The organism is Dongia mobilis (assembly GCF_004363235.1).
Lineage (GTDB): Bacteria > Pseudomonadota > Alphaproteobacteria > Dongiales > Dongiaceae > Dongia > Dongia mobilis.
Map to the genome: position 1 here is coordinate 145,561 of NZ_SNYW01000007.1, position 19,232 is coordinate 164,792.

Here is a 19,232-nt window from a genome sequence, read left to right on the forward strand (position 1 = left end):
AGGAAGGGAAGTGACCGAATATCGTCGAATTCTGCTGGGTGGCGCGGTGGTTGAAACCGTGCGCGAGGGAGAGGAATTGGTGGCGCGTGACGGTCGCCGCGTGAAAATCGCCGACGCACATCACCTGTCGCCGGTCCAGCCTGGCAAGATCATCGCGGTCCACCTCAACCATGTCAGCCGCGTCCATGAATTCCAGATCAAGCTGTCGCCGACGCCAACCTATTTCCAGAAGCCGACCACCTCGCTGAATGCGCACAATGGCGAGATTGTGCGGCCGAAAGGCTGCAAATGGCTGAACTACGAGGGCGAGGTCGCTATCGTCATCGGCAAACGCGCCCGCAACATCAGCCAAGCCGAGGCCGGGGAATACATCGCCGGCTACACCATCGCAAATGATTTTGGCCTGCATGATTTCCGCGATACCGATGCCGGTTCCATGCTGCGCGTCAAGGGCAGCGACACGCTCTGCCCTCTGGGGCCGGGCTTCGTCACCCGTTGGGATTTCCGCAACAAGTATCTCCGCACCTATGTCAATGGCGAACTGAAGCAGGACGGCAACACCGCCGAGATGACCTGGGACATGCATTATCTGGTGGCCGACATCGCGCGGAACATCACCCTGGAACCGGGCGACGTACTGCTCTCCGGTACGCCCGCGAATTCGCGTCCGGTCCAGCCCGGCGATCTGGTCGAGGTCGAGGTGGAGGGTTTGGGCCGCCTTTCCAACCGTATCGTCGAAGGTCCGGCCCCGATCCGCAGCGAACTTGGCGCGCAGCCGACGGAATCCGAGGAAGTGCTTTCCACGGCGCTTGGCGGCGATTGGGAATTCCGCGGCATCCGCGCCCCGAAAAAGCCGGGCCAATAGGAAGGACGTACGCCATGAGCGATGTGACCGGCTTCTTCTATCCGCGGACCGCCACCGGGCAGTCATCGCTGCTGCCGAGCCCGCCCTGGTATTATGCCGGGGATCTGCTGACCGTCGAGTTCCGCACAGATCCCGCGCGGGTGGCCGAGTTGCTGCCGGCACCGCTCAGGCCCGCCGCCGAGGATCCCGGCGCCGTCGCCCTCATCTGGGCAGACTGGCAATCCTGCGGCGGCGACCATGCCGAGATGCTGGACCCGGTTCGCGCACAGTACAAGGAAGCCTTTTTCGTCGTGCGCTGCGAGTTCGAGGGGCACACCTATTCGCGCTGCATCTACATCTGGGTCGACAAGGATTTTGCGATGCTGCGCGGCATCCATCAGGGATATCCGAAGAAATTCGGCTCGATCCACATGACGCGGCCGCACCCCTTTGCCCCGGCACCGCAAGTCGCGGCGGGTGGAAGGTTCGGCGCCACGCTTGCCGCCAATGACCGGCGACTTGCCGAGACGATCGTCACGCTTACCGGTCCTGCCGAACGCAACGGCTTCGTCAACGGTCACCCGATGGCGCATCATCGCTGGCTGCCGGCGATCGACGGCAGGGGTGACGCTCATGCCGAACTGATCGAATCGACCGGCGCCAAGTTCGAGGGCGGGCAGCCTTGGGCGGCCAGGGTCGACCACTTGGCGCTGTTCGGTTCGCCGACCGAGGAATTGCAGCGCCTCGAGGTGAAGGAAATTATCGGTGGCTATTACCGGCAGATCGGCGTCGTCTGGAATGGCGGTCGCTCGCTGGTGCCGCGGCTCTGAAGCCACATGTCGAACCCAGCGGAGAGTGCCAGGTGACACCCGAGGAATTCCGCCAGATCGGCCACGCGCTGATCGACTGGATCGCCGACTATCGCGCCAATCTGCGCGGCTATCCGGTGATGTCCCAGGTGGCGCCAGGCGACATCAAGGCAAGGCTGCCGACCACGCCACCACAACAGGCGGAATCACTCGACAACCTCGTGGCCGAAATCGGAACCGCGATCATGCCGGGCATCTCGCATTGGCAGCATCCGTCCTTCTGCGCCTATTTTCCCGCGAATGCCCATTTCGGCAGCGTGCTTGGCGATCTGGCGAGCGCCGGCCTCGGCGTCGTCGGCGTTTCCTGGCAATCCAGCCCGGCTCTCACCGAGGTTGAAGAGGTGGTGACGGATTGGGTTCGCCAGATGCTGGGCTTGCCCGAAGGATGGCTCGGCGCCATTGAGGATTCGGCCTCGATTGCGACCCTGGTCGCCCTCCTCTGTGCCCGCGAACGCGCCACCAATTACAGCGCCGAGCGCGGCGGTCTGCAGGCGGAAGCCAAACCGCTGGTCGTCTACGGTTCGGAGCAAAGCCATTCCTCGGTGGACAAGGCGGCCCTGCTCGCCGGCTTTGGCCGCGACAATATTCGCCATGTGGCAACCGATGGCACCTTTGCCATGGACCCGGATGCGCTCCGCCGCGCGATTGCCGCCGACATCGCCGCCGGCAGGAAGCCTTGTGCCATCGTCGCCACCACCGGCACCACGGCAACGACGGCGATGGACCCGATCGGCGCGCTTGCCGTTATCGCGCGTGAACATGGCTTGTGGCTGCATGTCGATGCCGCCATGGCGGGTGCCGCTATGGTCCTCCCGGAATGCTGTTACCTCTGGGCCGGGATTGAGCAGGCCGATTCCGTTGTCATCAATGGCCACAAATGGCTTGGCGTCAATTTCGACTGCTCGCTGTTCTTCGTGAAGCAGGCCGACGCCCTCACCCGGGTCATGTCGACCAGCCCCTCCTATCTGCGCACTTCATCGGACGACAAGGTGCGCAATCTGCGCGACTGGGGCTTGCCGCTCGGCCGGCGCTTCCGCGCGATGAAGCTGTGGCTGATGCTGCGCGAAGAGGGTGTCGCCGGCATCCAGGCGCGAATCCGGCGCGATCTGGCCATGGCGCAATGGCTGAAACGGGCGGTCGAGCGGGCACCCGACTGGCGGGTCGTGGCTCCCGTGCCGCTGCAGACGGTCTGTGTGCGCCATGAACCGGACGGGCTTGCTGGCGAAGCGCTGGACCAACACACGTTGACCTGGGCCGAGCGGATCAACCGCTCCGGTCGCGCCTATGTGACGCCCGCGCAGTTGCAGGGACGGTGGATGGTGCGCCTTTCGCTGGGTTCCAGCACGACCGAGCAATCGGATGTCGAGGCCTTGTGGCAGACATTGCAATGGAGCGTCGCCGAATGAGGCGGACAATGTTTTGGGGGAGCAGATCAAGATGACATCGTTCAAGCCGCAGGATGATGGAAATGCCGATCTCTCGGCCCATGATTCCTTCGTCAACGGGGCACCGCACAATACCTTCGCGCGGCTCCGGCGCGAAGATCCCCTCAGTTGGAGCGAGATGAAGGGCGGCAAGGGGTTCTGGTCGCTGACGCGACATGCCGACATCCTCGACCTCAACAAGAACTACCAGCTGTTGAGTTCCGCCCAGGGCATCCGCATGGAAGACCAGACCCATGAGGAATACATGGCCCGGCGGACTTTCCAGGAAACCGATCCCCCGGAACACTCCCGCACCCGCGTACTGGTCGCCAAAGCCTTCTCCAAGCCGATCGTCGCCCAATTCGACCAGCAGATCCGGGCCATCTGCGATTCCATCCTCGATCACGTGCTGGAAGCGCGCGAGTTCGACGCCACCAAGGATATCGCCCGTCAGCTGCCGATGCGCATGCTGGGGCAGATCCTCGGCACGCCTGATGCCGATCTCGACTGGCTGGTGGAGAAGGGTGACCAGCTCATTGCCAATACCGATCCCGAATTCACCCAGCATGTGCTCGACAAGGCCGATACCGATGCCTTTCGCCTGATGCCTTTCCGCTCGCCGGCGGGGGCAGAGCTTTATCAATATGCCAAGGAGCTGATGCGGGACAAGCAGAAGCGCGGCGACACCAATGGCGTCCTCCACCTGATCCTGCAGCCAGATGCCCATGGCAACGTGATCTCGGAACTGGAGTTCCGCAACTTCTTCTGCCTGCTGGTGGCCGCGGGCAACGACACCACGCGCTATTCCATCGCCGCCTCGCTCTATGCGCTTGCCAATCGGCCCGATCTATTGCGCCAGATTCGGGAAGGCGATGCCGCCTTGTGGGAGACCGCGCCGGACGAATTCATCCGCTGGGCCTCGCCCACCATGCATTTCCGTCGTACCGCGACGCGCGATTTCGACTATCACGGCAAGCAGGTGAAGGCCGGCGACAAGGTGCTGTTCTGGTTCGTCTCGGCCAATCGCGATGAATCGGTGTTCGACAATCCGTTCGAGCTTGATCTTCGGCGCTCGCCCAACCGCCATGTCTCGTTCGGCCAGGGTGGGCCGCATGTCTGTCTTGGCATGTGGCTGGCCAGGCTCGAGGTCCGCATTCTGTTGCAGGAACTCGCCAAACGGATCACCGGCATCGAACAGACCGCGCCGCACGAATTCTTGCGCTCCAACTTCATCGGCGGCATCAAGCGCCTGCTGGTCCGGATCACCGTCAAATGAACAACAATCAAGACGTCTGGGGAGAGTGAACATGGCAAACAAGGAGAGGTTGCGGCTGCTGTTCTGCGACCATCTCAGCCTGGCGCGCGGCAAGTATCTGCCCGCGTCAAAGATCGGTGACGGGGCCTCGCGCTTCTGTCAGGGAACCTTCGCGGTCACCTATGACAAGGAGCTGGTGCCGACACCGGGTGGGACGATGATGGAGGGCTTGCCCGACATGGAGGCGGTCTACCGGGCCGCCGATATCCGCGACGGCTGGGAGCCCGGCACCAAAATCGTGCTGGCGGATCTCCATGACACCAGCGGCGCGCCGCTCGGGCTTTGTCCGCGCCTAGCCCTGAAGCGGGCAATCAGGGGCTGGGAAGACCTCGGCTATAGCCCCAAGGTCGGGCTGGAACTCGAGGCCTATGCCTTCGTCCACAATGCCGAGGGCCGCATCGTGCCCTACGAGACGCCCGGTGGCTATGTCTATGGCACCGGACCGCTGGTCGATCCCCTGCGCTTCGTCGATGCGATCTGGGAGAAGGCGACCGAAACCGGCTTCCGCATCGATTGCATGACCTCGGAATACGATTCGCCGCAATTCGAGTTCACGCTGACCTATGACGACGCCCTGAAGGCGGTCGACGACATCTTCCTGTTCCGCCTGATGGCGCGTGAAGTGGCGCTGGATTACGGCATCATACTCACCTTCATGCCGAAGCCGATCCTGCATCTCGGTGGCAACGGCCTGCATGTCAATTTCAGCTTCAATGACAAGGCCGGCAAGAACGCCATCGGCGATACCAATGATTCGGCGCGTCTCAGCCCTCTGGCGCGGGGCTGCATCGCCGGCTTGATGAAGCATCATCGCGGCATGGCGGCGCTGGTGGCGCCGACGGTGAATTCCTACCAGCGCCTGCGCCCGGCCAGCCTCTCCGGCTATTGGTGCAATTGGGGTGTCGACCATCGCGGCGTCACCACGCGCCTCACCACCGAAACCGGCGCCAAGGCTCGCATCGAACACCGGATGGGTGATGCCTCGGCCAGCCCGTATACGCTGGTCGCCACCGTTTTGCAGGCCGCCCGACTCGGCTTCGTCGGCAAATACGACCTGCCGCCGGCGGAAGGCGGCGATTGCTTCGCCGAACAGGATGCCAAGGTGGGCGCCCCGGAAACGCTCGGCGAGGCACTCGAGGCGGTCAAGGCCGATGCCGAATTGAAGGCCGCCGTGGGACCGCTCCTGGTCGACAATCTGGTCGGCATCAAGGAGGTCGAGATCCAGAAGACCGCCGCGCTGGAGGGCGACGCGCTCCGCGATTATTATATCCACTATGTCTGAAGACGAGGCGATGTGATGCCCAAAGTCACCTGGATCCAGCCTTCGGGCGAGAAGGTCACCGCCGACGTGCCGGCCGGACACAACCTGATGGAGGCGGCGGTTGCCAACAATGTGCCGGGCGTCATCGGCGAATGCGGCGGCTGCCTCTCCTGTGCCACCTGTCATGTCTATGTCGATGCCGAATGGTCCGACCGGGCCGGACCGCCGGGCGAGATGGAGAACGACATGCTGGAGGTGACGGCGGCGGAACGGCGCGGCACCAGCCGGCTGTCCTGCCAGTTGATCGCCGGCGACGCGCTCGATGGCATCGTACTCCACGTACCCCAGGCATAGGCCGGAATGGGAGGGGACGTCGTCATTATCGGTGGTGGCCAGGCGGCTGCTTCCTGTGCTGCCAAACTGCGCGCGCTGGGGTATGGCGGCACCGTCACCATCGTCGCGGCTGAGCCCGTCCTGCCCTATCAGCGTCCGCCGCTCTCCAAGAAATACGTCGCGGGGGAACTGGAGCGCGAGCGCCTGCTCATCCGTCCGGCCGATTGGTATGTCGAGCAGAATGTGAAGGTGGAGCGCGGTGTGGCAGCGAGCGCCATCGATCCGGCGCGGCGCCGGGTGTCGCTGGCCGACGGTCGCACCCTTTCCTATGACAGCCTCGTGCTCGCGACCGGCGCGCGGCCGCGCCAGCTGCCGGCCGCCATCGGCGGCGATCTTCCCGGCCTCCTCACCATGCGCGACCTGGCCGATGCCGATCGTCTGGCACCGGATCTGAAACCCGCCAGGCGCCTTCTCGTGGTAGGCGGCGGCTATATCGGGCTGGAGGCGGCAGCCGTGGCTGCCGGGAAAGGTCTCACCGTCACGGTGATCGAGGCTGCGCCCCGCATCCTGCAGCGCGTTGCCGCCACACCGACCTCGGATTACTTCCGCGCCCTCCACCAACGCCACGGCGTTGACATCCGCGAGGGCATTTCGCTGGTGCGACTGATCGCCCGAGATGATCGGGCCGGTGGGGCCGAACTAGGTGACGGCACCACGATCGAGGCGGATATTGTCCTCGTCGGCATTGGCGTGCTGCCCAATGACGATCTTGCCCGCGCCGCCGGCCTCGGCGTCGAGAACGGCATCCTGGTGGACGGAAGCTGCCGTACCAGCGAGGCGCGCATCTATGCTGCCGGCGATTGCGCCAGCCTGCTCTGGCAGAATGAGCGCATCCGCCTGGAATCCGTGCAGAATGCCATCGACCAGGGGGAGCACGTGGCCAAGGTCATCATGGGCGAGACGGCCGATTACGACCCCCGACCCTGGTTCTGGTCCGACCAGTATGACGTCAAGCTGCAGATCGCCGGTCTCAACCGCGGCTACGATTCGGTGATCCAGCGGGCGGGCAGCCGCACCGGCAGCCAGTCGGTCTGGTATTACCGGCAGGGCCAAATGATCGCCGTCGATGCCATGAACGATGCCCTCACCTACAGCATCGCCAAGAAGGTGCTGGAAATGGGCCATTCCATCCCGCCCGAACAGGCCGGCGATGCCTCAATCGACCTCAAGCCCTGGCTGAAGGCCTGATTTTTCAATCCAGCTGCGCGAACCCCGCTTCCAACACCTGCATCAGGAAGTCCGCGTTCGCGCGGGTGAAGATCATGCCGGGGCGCATCTTGATGACATTGTCATGAGGTCCGTCGGTGCCGAGCAGGATGCCCTCGCGCCGGCAGAAATCGACCATGCGCGCCGCCGCCGCTGTTGCCGGTTGCTTGCTGCGGCGGTCCTTGACCAGCTCGATCCCCAGCATCAGGCCCCGCCCGCGCACATCGCCGATGATGTCGTGCCTGTCCTTGAGGCGTGTCATGCGCGCGAGCAGATCGGCGCCAAGATTCTTCGCGTTTTCCAGCAGGCGGTCGCGTTGCAGGATTTCCAGGACCTTGAGGCCGATGGCGCAGGAGACCGGATTGCCGCCGAAGGTATTGAAGTATTCCATGCCGTTATGGAAGCTCTCGGCGATCTCGCGTGTCGTCACCAGGGCCGCCATCGGGTGGCCGTTGCCGATCGGCTTGCCCATGGTGATGATATCGGGGCTGGCCCCTTCGCCCTCGAAACCCCACATGCTCTCGCCGACGCGGCCAAAGCCGATCTGCACCTCGTCGGCGATTACCACGGCGCCGGCTTCCCGCGCATGTTTGTAGGCGGCCGGCAGATAGCCGGGCGGCAGCACGATCTGCCCCGCTGAACTGGGGAGCGATTCGGCAATGAAGGCGGCCGGCGGGAACCCATCTCCGGCCAACCGCGCCGCTGCGCTGGCAACTGTCGCGGCGTAGCGCGCGCCGATCTCGTGCTGCGGCCATTCATCGGGGGCGCGATAGGCATCCGGCAGCGCCGCTTCGGCGGTCGTCGCCGGCCGGCCCTGGCCGCCCTTCCGCTTGTACTTGTAGGGGCTGATTTCGATCAGCGAGGTGAGATGCCCGTGATAGCCCCAGTCGAGCGCCACGATCCCCTTGCGCCTGGTATGCGCCCGCGCCATGCGCAGCGCCAGGTCGTTGGCCTCGCTGCCGCTGCAGACGAAAGCGGCGACGGTCAAATGCGGCGGCAGGGTCGCAGTGAGTGCTTCGGCGTAGGCGATGATGTTGTCATGGAGATAGCGGGTGTTGGTGTTGAGCGTCGCCGCCTGCCGCGCCTGGGCTTCAACGATTTCCGGATTGGCATGGCCCAGTTGCGCCACGTTGTTGTAGCAATCGAGATAGGCGCGGCCCCGGTCGTCATAGAGGTGGACGCCCTCGCCGCGCACGATCTTCAGAGGTGTGGCATAGGAGATGGAGAGATTTCGGATCAGCCTCTCCTTCCGCCGCGCCAGCAGTTCATCGCGGCTGCGGCCAGTCTGGGTGAGCGCTTCCGGCGGCAGGCCGGCGAAATCAACGGCACTCGGGAACAATTCCGCCCAGACATCGCGATAGCGCGCCTCGCCGGCGCCGATCACGTCGGCGGCGGCTGTCGGGCGATAGGTGACCAGCTGCAGATGCACATGGGATTGCCAGCCGCCATTTTCGTCATGGCGGCCCATCCAGCCCACCACATCGCCTGCGGCGAGCACCTGCCCGATCTTCACCGCCTTGGCGCTGGCGGCGCTGAGATGACCCCAGAGCGAACAAAAGGCGAGGCCCGGCCGGATCTCATGCTCCAGCAGGATCGCATGGCCGTAATCCAGCGGCAGGTCGGTCACATAGATGTCGATGACGCGACCGGCAAGCGGCGTCCTTACCGCACTTCCGGCCGGCAGGAAGAAATCGAGGCCGACATGCAATGACCGCCATTCGCCCGGCCTGAATTTCGATCTGAAGCCATCGGCGGTGTAGACCGGCCGGTCCTCGCCCCAGGGACCCAGGCCAAGCTCCGCGTCGCCCGCTATCTCGGCCCACAGCTTCTCGGCCACCAACGGTTCGCGCCTTGCCGAGGCGATGGCAATGGGGTGCGTCGGATCGCCGAACGGCACCAGCGCCTTGACCTGGCGCGCGACCGGCTTGTCGAGAATGGGCGCAAGCGAGCGGCGATTGTCGCGCAGCCACTTGATGACGGCACGCGCTCCGGGGGCGGCCTCGAAGCCGCAGGCCTGGCGCAGGATGGCGGTGGCGATCACCGGATCCATGGCCCGGAGGCGGGCCAGCATCTCCCAGGCCGGCACCTCGCTGATGGCGAGATAGGCATTGTCCTTGGCCCGCTCGCGCCGTGCCGCCGACATGGTGACACTGATGACGAGGCGTGCGGCGACAAGGTCGAACAGCAGATCGACTTCCTCCGGCTGCAGCGGATTGACGGCATGGAAGGCGGCCGCCAGCGTCCCGATATCGTCGATCGGCGCCGGCCGTTCCATGGCGGCGTAGGCTGCGGCCACCGCCACCTCGTTGATGAGCGGGCTCAGGATCGCATCGCCGAAATCGATCAGGCCGGTGAGGACGGACGATCCTTCCGCCGCCACCAGCACGTTGTAGTCATTGGCATCGCCGTGGATCACCTGGGCGCGGCAGCGTTTCAGCGCCGGCGCCACGATCCGGTCGAAGCGGCCGAGGAAATACTCCAGCATCTCGCGCTGCCGGGGGTCGGTGACATGGGCGAGGCGAATCCTCGACTTCCCCGTCTGGACCAGATCCCAGTCAAAATCGCGGATGGCGCCGACATGGGCAAAACCACGCAAGGCCAGGGTGAGCCGCCCCAGCATCGAGCCCAATCCGGCGATGGCGGCCTCGTCCCGCGCCCCCTTGGCGAAGGGAACGCCCGGCAGATAGCTCACCACGCGTACGAAATGTGGCGCGCCATCCGGGCCCTGGCAGGAACCCAGCATCCGCCCGTCGCATGTGGGAAGCAGAACGGGCAACGGCAGGTCGGCGTCGATGCTGGCGGCATGGTCCAGCAGTTTCACCTGGAAATCGAGCGCCGCCAGATCCTCCGCGGCATTGGCGATCTTCACCACCCACTGCCTGCCGTCATCCGCGGCGAGACGGAAATTCTGGTCGCGTTCGCTGTCGAGCGGCGTCAGCACGCCCTTCATTCCATAGAGATCCGCGACAATGGCGGCGACTTGCGGCTGTGGCAGGGTTGGTGGCAGGCGATGCAGGACTGACATGATGGCTCGGGCCTTGGGGTGAAAAAAGCGCCCGAGTAGAGCATTCGCGGTGTGCCGTGGCAATGCCGGCCGGCGGCCGGTATCCGGCGGTCAGATGGCGGCGCGCTTGTCGTGCCGGGCGAGGCGGGCGAGAAGATAGTCCACTTCCGCCCGGGAGGTGCCAGTCAGGCTGCTGCCAGGTTTGCGCTGGGCATCACTGGCGATGATACCGCGCTTTTTCAGAACGTATTTCCGTACGGCGAGGCCGATCCCCGGTTGTTGCTCGTAGCGGATGAGCGGCAGATGTGCATCGAAGAGGTCATGTGCCGCATCGCGTCGACCGTCCCGCTGCAGCCGCACCACATCAACCAGCAGTTCCGGAAAGGCGTAGCCGGTCATGGCGCCGCTGGCACCGCGCTCCATCTCGAAATCGAGGAAGAGCGCGCCATTGCCGCACAGAATCGAGACGGGACGCATGCTGCCCTCGGCCATGAAGGCTTTCAATTGAGTGATCTTGTCGAGGCCGGGCCAGTCCTCGTGTTTCACCATCGCGCAGCTTGCGTGGTTCTGGACAATAGTCCGGATCACCCGGGGCGACATGATCACGCTCAGGGCAAGAGGGTAGTCCTGGATCACGAAGGGTACGTCCATGCCGATCGCTTCCACCGCCTGGGCGTAATAGGCCAGTATCTGATCGTCACTTCTGAGATGGCTGGGTGGGGCGATCATCACCCCGGCAGCCCCAAGATCCATGGATTCGCGCGCCAACCGGTGCATCGCCGCGAAACCGGATGCCGACACGCCGACGATTACCGGCAGACGGGTGCGGCCCAGTGCCTGGCGGATGACGGCAAGGGATTCCTCCGGTTCCAGTTTCGGCGCCTCGCCCATGATGCCAAGGATGGTGAGGCCATCCACGCCGCACGCGACATAAAAATCGGTCAGCCGGTCTATCCCGGCAGTGTCAAGGCGACCATCGTCACGAAACGGCGTCGCCGCGATGGCAAAGACGCCCCTCGCCGATGCCAGCTGGTTGGTCATTCAACCTTCTTTCCGGACTCGTAGCGCGATTTGGTCTCTGCATTCATGGGATAGAGACCCGGCAGCGAGGCGCCATTCTTCACTTCGCGCATGATCCAGGCCTCCATGCGCTCCTGCTCGACCGCCTCGGCGACCACATCGTTCAGCAGGGCCAACGGAATGAGGACGGCGCCGTCATCATCCACCACCACGATGTCGCCGGGAAAGACGGCAACGCCGCCGCAGCCAACTGGCTCCTGCCAGCCGACGAAGGTCAGGCCAGCCACCGAGGGAGGGGCGGCGACGCCGTCGCACCAGACCGGCAGGCCGGTTTCCAATACGCCCGCCGCGTCGCGAATGACCCCGTCCGTGACCAGCGCGGCGACGCCACGTTTCGCCATGCGCGCCGTGAGGATATCCCCGAAGACGCCGGCATCCTTGACCCCCATGGCGTCGATGACGGCCACAACGCCCGACGGCATGGCTTCGATGGCAGCCCGGGTGGATATGGGCGAGGCCCAGCTGGCCGGTGTGGCGAGATCCTCGCGCGCCGGCACGAAGCGCAGCGTGAAGGCTGGACCGACAATCCGCCCTTGTCCGGGCTTCAGCGGTCGCGTGCCGCGCATCCAGACGTTGCGCAGGCCCTTCTTCAGCAGCACGGTGGTCAGCGTCGCGGTCGAGACCTGCTGCAGCGCCTCGGCAATGGCCTTGTCCAGGGACATTTGCGCTTTTCTCCTGCTGCTTCCGGCCCGCAGGGTATGATCCGCGCAATCGGGACACAAGAAGTATTGACGCACCATCCTTCGTCGGTTTTCTTTCGCCATCCTGTCAATTCGACCACGCGACGGCCCTGCCCGCAGCGACAGGCGGGGCCGAACCGGGCCGGGCAGCGGGATAGCCTGCGGTAGCGGATCGGTTCATGACTTATCAATACGGCATCATCGGCGGTGGCATCCTCGGTCTGGCGACGGCACGGGAAATCCGCCGCCGCGATCCTGCCGCGCGGATCCTGCTCCTGGAGAAGGAGGCTGGCTTCGGCCGCCACCAGACCGGCCACAACAGCGGCGTCATCCATGCCGGCATCTACTACCAGCCGGGGTCGCTGAAGGCGCGACTCTGCCGTGCCGGAGCCGAGGCTACCAAGCACTACTGCCGTGACCACGCCATCCCGTTCGAGACCTGCGGCAAGCTGCTGGTGGCGACGGACGATCTGGAACTAGCCCACATGGCGGCGCTGGAAGACCGGGCACGGCAGAATGACATCGCTTATGAAACCGTGTCGGCGGTTCGCCTGCGAGAGATCGAGCCGATGATCGCGGGCAAGGGTGCCCTTCTCATCCGCGCGACCGGAATCGTCGATTACGGTCGCATTGCCGAGGTGATGGCGGCGGAACTGAAGGCGGCGGGCGTCGAACTCGTCACCGGTGTGCGAATTGCCGCCATCGCCGAAGACGAAACCGGGGTGACCCTTGCCGCCAGCCGCGGAGAACGTTTCCGTTGCGAGCGCCTCGTTGCCTGCGCCGGTTTGCAGTCCGACCGGATCGCACGCTTGGCCGGCCTCGATGCCACGCATCAGATTGTTCCGTTCCGCGGCGAATACTTCACCCTGCCGCCGGCAAAATCGCAGATTGTGCGGCATCTCATCTATCCAATTCCCGATCCCGACCTTCCTTTCCTCGGCATCCATCTCACCCGTATGGTCGATGGGCGCGTCACGGTGGGCCCCAATGCGGTGCTGGGTTTTGCCCGCGAAGGCTATGCCAGGGGCAGCATCGATACCGGCGACTGCATGGCGATGTTCGGTTTTTCGGGGTTCTGGAAGATGGCACGCCGGAACTGGCGCTCCGGCTTGGCCGAATTCCGCAACTCGTTGAGCCGCGCCGGCTACCTGGAACAGTGCCGCAAATACTGCCCCAGCCTCACCCTCGAGGATCTGGGAACTCCCGGGGCCGGCATTCGAGCTCAGGCAATTCTCGCCGACGGCACGTTGGTGCACGATTTTCTGTTCCTCGACTCGCCGCGCATGCTGCATGTCTGCAATGCGCCGTCGCCGGCGGCGACGTCTGCCATGCCGATCGCCGCGATGATCGTCGATCGCCTCACTGGTCAATAGAAGGCCATTCAGCAAAAATGACCGATACCCCGATCGACCTCCTGCTTTCCCGCCACTCCGTTGCAGTTCGCCGCCTGGGCGGTCCGGGTCCCGATCAGCAACAGACCGACCAGATCCTGTGCGCTGCCCTGACCGCACCGGATCATGCGGCCCTGCGACCCTGGCGGGTCGTCGTCATCGGCCGCGACGCACGCAGCGACCTGGCCGACTTGTTCATCGCGGCAAAGCGGAAGCGCCAGGCGGAGCTCACCGATGCCGAGGCCGGTCGCGAGCGCGACAAGGCCCTGCGTCCGCCCCTGCTTGTTGCCATGGTGGCGCGACCGCAGCGCCTGCACGCAACAGTCACCGAGGCGGAACAACTGGCCTGTGCCGGTGCTGCCATGCAAAACATGCTGCTTGCCGCGCATTTCCTTGGCTTCGGCGCCATCATACTCAGCGGTGCGCGCTGCGAGGACACGGAAATCCGCAGCGCATTGGGCATCGCCCCCGACGAGCATTTCCTTGGTTTCATCAGTGTGGGCTCGATCGTCGATGCGCCGCTGAAGGGCCGCCGGCCGGCACTTGCCGAGATGGCGACACATCTTGACCGGACGATGCGCTAATCCGCGACCAGTGCTTCGCCGGGAAAATCAGCATTGAAGCGTTGCCGCAGCCAGACGCGGTCATTGATCTGGCCGAGCGCCGGACCATCGGCCCCGTGCAAGGCCACATGGGCCCGCCCGGCATCTGCACCCGCCATGCAATAGTCGCCCAGCGGGTGCTCGGCGCCCTTGCTGCACCAGACGGCAAGCAGGGCACCGGCAGCGGAGGCCTGGTGCCCGCGTGCGGCATCCCTTGCCAGCTTGACAGATTCGCGAAACGCCGTGGTCCAGGTTCTGAATGCGTCGGTGGCGAACCGGTGCTCGGAGGCGAGCCGGCGGATCAGCCGGCTGCGTGCCGCGACCGAGGTCGAGATGTCGATGTCCCTGGCCGGTTCCGGCCGGCGCATCAGATCGGTCGGAAAGAGCTTGATGCCGCCATGCCCGTAGGCAAGACCGTTGATCGGGTTGCGCGCACACCACATCAACAGCTCGTTTGATCGCGGTCGCAGCCGGGAGCGGAAGATTCCGGCATCGAGCAGGTAATTGTCGCCATCAATTACGAAGAAGTAGGGGGCCGTGGCCTGCTGTGCGCAGGCGCGGTAACCTGCCTGGATACCCGCGACGCCGGTGATCAGCCGAGCGTCCGGCCAGGCGATCCTCAGGCGCTGCCAGTTTTCCTCCGCATTGGGTTCGCCGTAAGCCAGCATGAAGACGTCCGGCGGCTCCGGTGCACCCTTCCGGAAATGGCGGTCTGGCGGACTCGCCATCGCTAGGGCGCCCAGACCATGTCGACGAAATCTTCCTTGACGCCCGCGCCAAGATCTATGAGGTCGCGCAACACGACATTGGCGCCGCGAAGTTCATGGACGCTCATGTCGAGATCTTCGGTGGAACCGATCGCCTGATCGGCGAAGATGATGAATCCGTCAACGCCGGGTTCCGCCGACAGCAGGGGAAAACCGGTGGCCTCTACCAGTACGAATAGTCCTGTTGAGTAGGTCTGGCGGATTTCGGCGCGAAAGGCGCAGGGTGTTTCGATCACCATATGCATGGCTTCGGCGGCGAATTTTCGGCGCTCATCCGGTACGAAGTCGTAGTAGTTGCGACCCTTGGGGTTGAACCCCATCCGCTGCTTAAGCTTCTCTCCGGCGAGGCGATAGACACAACGGTCCGGACGGGTGATGGCGCAAAGCGCCAGATGTGGTATCGCAGTCACGAACCCCGCGAGATCCAGATCGGACTTGCCGGGAATCGCCCCGTTCTTGGCTGCCAGCAATTCGCCGTAGCCTTCTGCAAGGCGGCGACAGGCGGGAGTGCGAAAGCGGGAAAGGGCGCCTGAGAGCGCGCCCGCATGGGTTGGAGTTTTCGGGCGCCAGGCCATCTTGTGCACTCGCCGAGTCAGTTCCGGGCTGGGCAAAGACTAGCCAAGGCCGGCACCGGCGCCAAGCAAACTAAAGTATGACACCCGCCTGCGTGACAGTTGGCAGGCACGGCAACGGACATAAAATTGCCCAGTTTTGGAACCATGATCGGCGCGCCATGTTTCGCCACGGTTGATTTTCCTGGATCGTCTCCATCATGCCTGATTGCCAGCACCAGGTTCCAACAGCCGGTTGCCGCCCCACATACGGGAGTGCGCGCCCTGCCTTCTGGGCCGTGCTGCCGGCCGTGGTCCTCGGTCTCGGCGCAACCATAGTCGCGCCCAGGGATCAGGCGTTGGCCGAGGAGGCCGGACGCCTCACGCTGATCGAGGAGAATGACTCTGTCATCTTTCCGACCGACCGCTACTACACTCAGGGTTTTGCCCTGATCCATCTGAGCGGGGAAGTCAAAGACGATAGCCCCTGGGCCGCACCTTTCGCTGGGCTTTCCGACTGGGGCCTGTTCGGCGGCGGGTCGCAGGTTTCGCGCCGCTACGAGATCAGCTTCGGCCAGAGCATCTTCACGCCCGAGGACACCGATCTCACCAACCCGGATCCTGACGATCGGCCCTATGCCGGCTGGCTCTATGGTGGAATCGGCCTGATCCAGGACACCGACCGGCGCCAGCTCGATCATCTGCAATTGCTGCTGGGTGTCGTCGGCCCGCATTCGCTTGCGCGCAAGGCACAGAATGACTGGCATCAATTCATCGGCGTCGCCGATGCCGAGGGCTGGGATCACCAATTGCACAACGAACCGGGCATCATGCTGAGCTACGAGCGCAAATGGCGCCTCATGCAGCCGCTCGGCGGTGGTTTCGCCATCGACGCCATTCCGGAACTGGGGGCAAGCGCCGGAAACGTCATGACCTATGCCCAGGCCGGCACCATGCTGCGCTTCGGGCGCAATCTCGAGGCGGATTACGGCCCGGCGCGCATCCGGCCGGCCCTCTCCGGCACCAGCTATTTCAACGGCGACTACATGGAAGATCCGTTCGGCTTCTACTTCTATGTCGGCGCCCAGGGCCGGGCGGTCGCCCGCAATATCTTTCTGGATGGCAATACCTTCCGGGACAGCCGCGAAGTCGAGAAGGAAGTGCTGGTGGGCGACATATCGGGCGGCATCGCCCTGTTCTGGTCGAACGATGTCAAGCTTGATGCGGGCTTCACCTACCGTACCAAGGAGTTCGAGGGCCAGGACGAGAACGCCAAATTCGCAAACATCAACCTGACGATCGGCTTCTGATGCCTGCCTAGCGGCGGTCGGCGATGCTGCCGCGGCGTTCCAGTGTAAAACCCAGGTCGATGCGGCGTTCAGCCGGTCGCTCGCCGGTCTCGATCATGCGCATCACAGTCTTTGCCGCCCGCTCGCCCATTTCGTATCGCGGCGTCACCACGGTGGCCAGCGGCGGCGTCGCCGCTGCGGCAAACTCCAGATCGTTGAACCCGATGATCGACATCGCCTTCGGCACCTTGATCTCGCGCTTCAGGCACTCGAACAGCGCGCCCAGCGCCATCAGATCGTCGCAACAGAACACCGCATCAGGTTTCTTGCCCTCGTCGATCAGCCGGCCGATCAGTTCGCGGCCCGCCATCACGTTGGTTTGTGTCGGTGTGGTGGCGATCAGACCTTCGTCGAGCAGACCGGCCTGCTGCATGGCTGCCCGATAGCCTTCGACGCGTACGCGGGCGCGCGCATCTAGGCGCGAGCCGATGGCGCCGATGCGGCGATGACCGCTTGCAATCAGCAGATTGGTCGCTGCCTTCGCCGCCGCGCGTTGATCGAGCCCGATATTGACGTCGATCGGGTCGTCGGTGAGTTGGAAGGTTTGTACCACCGGTACGCCCGATTCCTGCAACAGGCGCCGGGCATGGGGCGACTGATCGATGCCGACGATGATGATCGCCTCGGGATGCTGGCCCAGCATCGTGGCTATTGCCTTCTCCTCTTCCTCCGCCGAATAGCGGGTGGAGAGGATCAGGACCTGGAAGCCTGCTGGCAGCAGCGTATCGTGCAGCGCGTTGATGTAGTCGGCAAAGACGCCATTGGTAAGCGACGACACGATGACACCGATGGTGTGGGTGCGTGCAGAGGCAAGGCGGCTTGCGGCGATGTCGGGCACATAGGCAAGCTCGCGCACGGCCGCCTTGATCCGCTCCTGCAGCTTGGGCGAAACCATGTCGGGGCGCCTGAGGGCCCGCGATACCGTGACGGCGCTTACGCCCGCCAGTCTGGCTACGTCGGCCAGCGTGCTGCGTTTCCTGCGAATGCTCCCCTCCCACGAATCGTGACCGGCGTCCCGTTTTCCGGTCTCGTCCGGCGGCGCAACCTAGCCTTTTGCCCAAATAGCAGGCAATCGACTCGATTGACAGCGCTTTCATTTCAGCATATGCCTAAACGGGCCAGGCTGGGCAAAAAAATCCGGGGAAGCGCGCCTTATTCGTCAGGGGATATGGGGAGCGGGTCAGGAATACCGGAACTCCACCTGGGCGTGGGAATTCGAACCGGAATGACCATAGGCCGGCCGCGGGAAGTGGGCCGGATCAAACGGGAGGAAAATCATGCTGTCGCTGAAATTTCAGCGGCCCTTGCCGCGTCGCCTCGCGACGCTGCTGGCCGCCTCCGCTCTTACCTTGTTTTCGAATGCCGCCTCCGCCGAGCCCGACATCGTCGCTGGACCGGGGGCCGAGCCGGAATGTTTCGCCCCCTGGGCGCAGGACACCAAGTATTTCAAGTTCGCACCAAAGCCGGGCCCCTATCGCATCGCCCTGGCCAACGGCTTCATCGGCAATACCTGGCGCATCCAGATGATCAAGACCGCCAAGGCCTATGCCGAGCAGCCCGAGGTGAAGGCCAAGCTGGCCGAGTTCAAGGTCGTCTCGACGGGCGAGGATCTGGCGGCGCAATTGGCGGCGGTCGATAACTTCATCGCCGCCGGCTATGACGCCATCGTCGTCAATGCCCAGAATCCGGCCGCCTTCACGCCGGTCATCAAGCGCGCCAACAAGGCGGGCGTGGTGCTGGTTGCCTTCGACAACACGCTCGATTCCGACGAGGCCATCAACGTTAATGTCGACCAGAAGGGCCTCGGCATCTATTGGGCCGACTGGCTGATCAAGAACATCCCCGATGGCGGCAAGATCCTCGAGGTGCGCGGCGTAGAGGGCACCTCGGTCGACCGCGACCGCCATGAAGGCATCCAGGAAACCCTGGCCGCCTCCGGCAAGAAATGGGAAACCGTCGAAGTGGTCGGCAAATGGGATGACGGCACCGCGCAGAAGGTGACCGCCGATGCCGTCGCCGTGCACAAGAAGTTCGACGGTGTCACCGTCCAGGGTGGCTCCACCGGCACGGTGCGGGCGTTGATGGATGCGGGTCACCCCTTCGTGCCGGTGGGTGGCGAGACCGAGAACGGCTTTCGCAAGCTGTGCGGCGCCCATGGCGGCGAGGGGCTGAAATGCGCCTCCGGCGGCACCGGCCCGGCCCAGGTCGCGGTCGCCATCAAGACTGCTATCGCGGCCCTCGAAGGTGCCGTCGTGCCGCAATCGATCCGCCTGCCGCTCGCCACCACCGAGGACCCGAACTTCAAGGACGGCGAGAACTACTATTCCGACCAGTCCGACAATTTCTTCGTCGGCAACGCCTTCCCCACCTGCGGCATCAATTTCACCGCCCAGGAAATCATGGGCCAATCGGAACAGGATCAATAGGGCGATCCTGTTATTCCTGGCCGCCGCACTCCGCTTCCGGGGTGCGGCGGTTGCCAGCGGGAAGCGGTGC

The 19,232-nt window shown here is 64.3% G+C and carries 17 protein-coding genes; 11 read left to right on the top strand and 6 right to left on the bottom strand.

Going from position 1 to position 19,232, the window contains the following annotated elements; translation table 11 throughout:
- Positions 1-10: 10 nt before the first annotated feature.
- From A8950_RS06375 to A8950_RS06405, 7 genes are read left to right on the top strand one after another with little or no spacing between them, the layout of a single operon-like run.
- A complete protein-coding gene (locus A8950_RS06375) occupies positions 11-865 on the top strand; it encodes a fumarylacetoacetate hydrolase family protein (RefSeq protein ID WP_133612805.1) in 855 nt (284 codons plus the stop codon).
- A 14-nt stretch (positions 866-879) separates the two neighbouring features.
- Entirely contained in the window at positions 880-1,674 is a 795-nt protein-coding gene (locus A8950_RS06380) for an acetoacetate decarboxylase family protein (protein WP_133612806.1), read from the top strand.
- Positions 1,675-1,706: 32 nt separating this feature from the next.
- Entirely contained in the window at positions 1,707-3,119 is a 1,413-nt protein-coding gene (locus A8950_RS06385) for a pyridoxal phosphate-dependent decarboxylase family protein (protein WP_133612807.1), read from the top strand.
- Between the two features lie 31 nt (positions 3,120-3,150).
- Positions 3,151-4,413 (top strand): cytochrome P450, encoded by a 1,263-nt coding sequence (locus A8950_RS06390; protein ID WP_133612808.1) that lies wholly within the window; start codon positions 3,151-3,153, stop codon positions 4,411-4,413.
- Positions 4,414-4,444: 31 nt separating this feature from the next.
- Positions 4,445-5,734: a type I glutamate--ammonia ligase gene (locus tag A8950_RS06395; RefSeq protein ID WP_133612809.1), complete on the top strand. Its 1,290-nt coding sequence runs from the start codon at positions 4,445-4,447 to the stop codon at positions 5,732-5,734.
- 15 nt (positions 5,735-5,749) lie between these two features.
- Positions 5,750-6,067: a 2Fe-2S iron-sulfur cluster-binding protein gene (locus A8950_RS06400; RefSeq protein WP_133612810.1), complete on the top strand. Its 318-nt coding sequence runs from the start codon at positions 5,750-5,752 to the stop codon at positions 6,065-6,067.
- 6 nt (positions 6,068-6,073) lie between these two features.
- Positions 6,074-7,294: an NAD(P)/FAD-dependent oxidoreductase gene (locus A8950_RS06405; RefSeq protein ID WP_133612811.1), complete on the top strand. Its 1,221-nt coding sequence runs from the start codon at positions 6,074-6,076 to the stop codon at positions 7,292-7,294.
- A gap of 4 nt (positions 7,295-7,298) precedes the next feature.
- Here A8950_RS06405 and A8950_RS06410 read toward each other — a convergent pair whose 3' ends face one another.
- The 3 genes from A8950_RS06410 to A8950_RS06420 form a co-directional block, all read right to left on the bottom strand.
- Positions 7,299-10,337 carry an aminotransferase class III-fold pyridoxal phosphate-dependent enzyme gene (locus A8950_RS06410; protein ID WP_133612812.1) on the bottom strand — a complete coding sequence of 1,013 codons (3,039 nt, stop codon included), beginning with the start codon at positions 10,335-10,337 and terminating at the stop codon, positions 7,299-7,301.
- Between the two features lie 90 nt (positions 10,338-10,427).
- Positions 10,428-11,357, bottom strand: a complete 930-nt coding sequence (locus A8950_RS06415; RefSeq protein WP_133612813.1) for a dihydrodipicolinate synthase family protein — start codon at positions 11,355-11,357, stop codon at positions 10,428-10,430.
- Positions 11,354-12,058, bottom strand: coding sequence for a ribonuclease activity regulator RraA (locus A8950_RS06420; RefSeq protein WP_133612814.1), 705 nt, complete (start codon positions 12,056-12,058; stop codon positions 11,354-11,356). Before A8950_RS06420 ends, A8950_RS06415 begins: the two co-directional genes overlap by 4 nt.
- A 197-nt stretch (positions 12,059-12,255) precedes the next feature.
- Here A8950_RS06420 and lhgO point away from each other — a divergent pair, with 197 nt between their 5' ends.
- Together lhgO and A8950_RS06430 are read left to right on the top strand one after the other, a co-directional pair.
- Positions 12,256-13,449, top strand: coding sequence for an L-2-hydroxyglutarate oxidase (lhgO, locus tag A8950_RS06425; RefSeq protein ID WP_133612815.1), 1,194 nt, complete (start codon positions 12,256-12,258; stop codon positions 13,447-13,449).
- Positions 13,450-13,466: 17 nt separating this feature from the next.
- Positions 13,467-14,051 (top strand): nitroreductase family protein, encoded by a 585-nt coding sequence (locus tag A8950_RS06430; protein WP_133612816.1) that lies wholly within the window; start codon positions 13,467-13,469, stop codon positions 14,049-14,051.
- Here A8950_RS06430 and A8950_RS06435 read toward each other — a convergent pair.
- A complete protein-coding gene (locus A8950_RS06435; RefSeq protein ID WP_133612817.1) occupies positions 14,048-14,797 on the bottom strand; it encodes a hypothetical protein in 750 nt (249 codons plus the stop codon). The two genes, A8950_RS06430 and A8950_RS06435, sit on opposite strands and share 4 nt — an antisense overlap.
- A gap of 2 nt (positions 14,798-14,799) precedes the next feature.
- Complete coding sequence (locus tag A8950_RS06440) at positions 14,800-15,411, bottom strand: PAS domain-containing protein (protein WP_133612818.1); 612 nt, start codon at positions 15,409-15,411, stop codon at positions 14,800-14,802.
- A gap of 335 nt (positions 15,412-15,746) precedes the next feature.
- Between A8950_RS06440 and A8950_RS06445 the strand changes: the two genes are divergently transcribed.
- A complete protein-coding gene (locus tag A8950_RS06445; protein ID WP_243735551.1) occupies positions 15,747-16,697 on the top strand; it encodes a lipid A deacylase LpxR family protein in 951 nt (316 codons plus the stop codon).
- A 7-nt stretch (positions 16,698-16,704) separates the two neighbouring features.
- On the opposite strand, the gene A8950_RS06450 is transcribed toward A8950_RS06445, so the two are convergent.
- Complete coding sequence (locus A8950_RS06450) at positions 16,705-17,721, bottom strand: LacI family DNA-binding transcriptional regulator (protein WP_322090930.1); 1,017 nt, start codon at positions 17,719-17,721, stop codon at positions 16,705-16,707.
- Between the two features lie 292 nt (positions 17,722-18,013).
- On the opposite strand from A8950_RS06450, the gene A8950_RS06455 reads away from it, so the two are divergent.
- Positions 18,014-19,162: a sugar ABC transporter substrate-binding protein gene (locus A8950_RS06455; RefSeq protein WP_133612820.1), complete on the top strand. Its 1,149-nt coding sequence runs from the start codon at positions 18,014-18,016 to the stop codon at positions 19,160-19,162.
- The last annotated feature ends 70 nt before the right edge of the window (positions 19,163-19,232 follow it).

What these genes read in the sequence shown, in the direction of transcription:
- A8950_RS06380 (WP_133612806.1), top strand. Translation starts at nt 880, where the DNA reads ATGAGCGATGTGACCGGCTTCTTCTATCCGCGGACCGCCACCGGGCAG.
- A8950_RS06390 (WP_133612808.1), top strand. Translation starts at nt 3,151, where the DNA reads ATGACATCGTTCAAGCCGCAGGATGATGGAAATGCCGATCTCTCGGCC.
- A8950_RS06395 (WP_133612809.1), top strand. Translation starts at nt 4,445, where the DNA reads ATGGCAAACAAGGAGAGGTTGCGGCTGCTGTTCTGCGACCATCTCAGC.
- A8950_RS06400 (WP_133612810.1), top strand. Translation starts at nt 5,750, where the DNA reads ATGCCCAAAGTCACCTGGATCCAGCCTTCGGGCGAGAAGGTCACCGCC.
- A8950_RS06405 (WP_133612811.1), top strand. Translation starts at nt 6,074, where the DNA reads ATGGGAGGGGACGTCGTCATTATCGGTGGTGGCCAGGCGGCTGCTTCC.
- A8950_RS06410 (WP_133612812.1), bottom strand. Translation starts at nt 10,337, where the DNA reads ATGTCAGTCCTGCATCGCCTGCCACCAACCCTGCCACAGCCGCAAGTC.
- A8950_RS06415 (WP_133612813.1), bottom strand. Translation starts at nt 11,357, where the DNA reads ATGACCAACCAGCTGGCATCGGCGAGGGGCGTCTTTGCCATCGCGGCG.
- A8950_RS06420 (WP_133612814.1), bottom strand. Translation starts at nt 12,058, where the DNA reads ATGTCCCTGGACAAGGCCATTGCCGAGGCGCTGCAGCAGGTCTCGACC.
- lhgO (WP_133612815.1), top strand. Translation starts at nt 12,256, where the DNA reads ATGACTTATCAATACGGCATCATCGGCGGTGGCATCCTCGGTCTGGCG.
- A8950_RS06430 (WP_133612816.1), top strand. Translation starts at nt 13,467, where the DNA reads ATGACCGATACCCCGATCGACCTCCTGCTTTCCCGCCACTCCGTTGCA.
- A8950_RS06435 (WP_133612817.1), bottom strand. Translation starts at nt 14,797, where the DNA reads ATGGCGAGTCCGCCAGACCGCCATTTCCGGAAGGGTGCACCGGAGCCG.
- A8950_RS06440 (WP_133612818.1), bottom strand. Translation starts at nt 15,411, where the DNA reads ATGGCCTGGCGCCCGAAAACTCCAACCCATGCGGGCGCGCTCTCAGGC.
- A8950_RS06455 (WP_133612820.1), top strand. Translation starts at nt 18,014, where the DNA reads ATGCTGTCGCTGAAATTTCAGCGGCCCTTGCCGCGTCGCCTCGCGACG.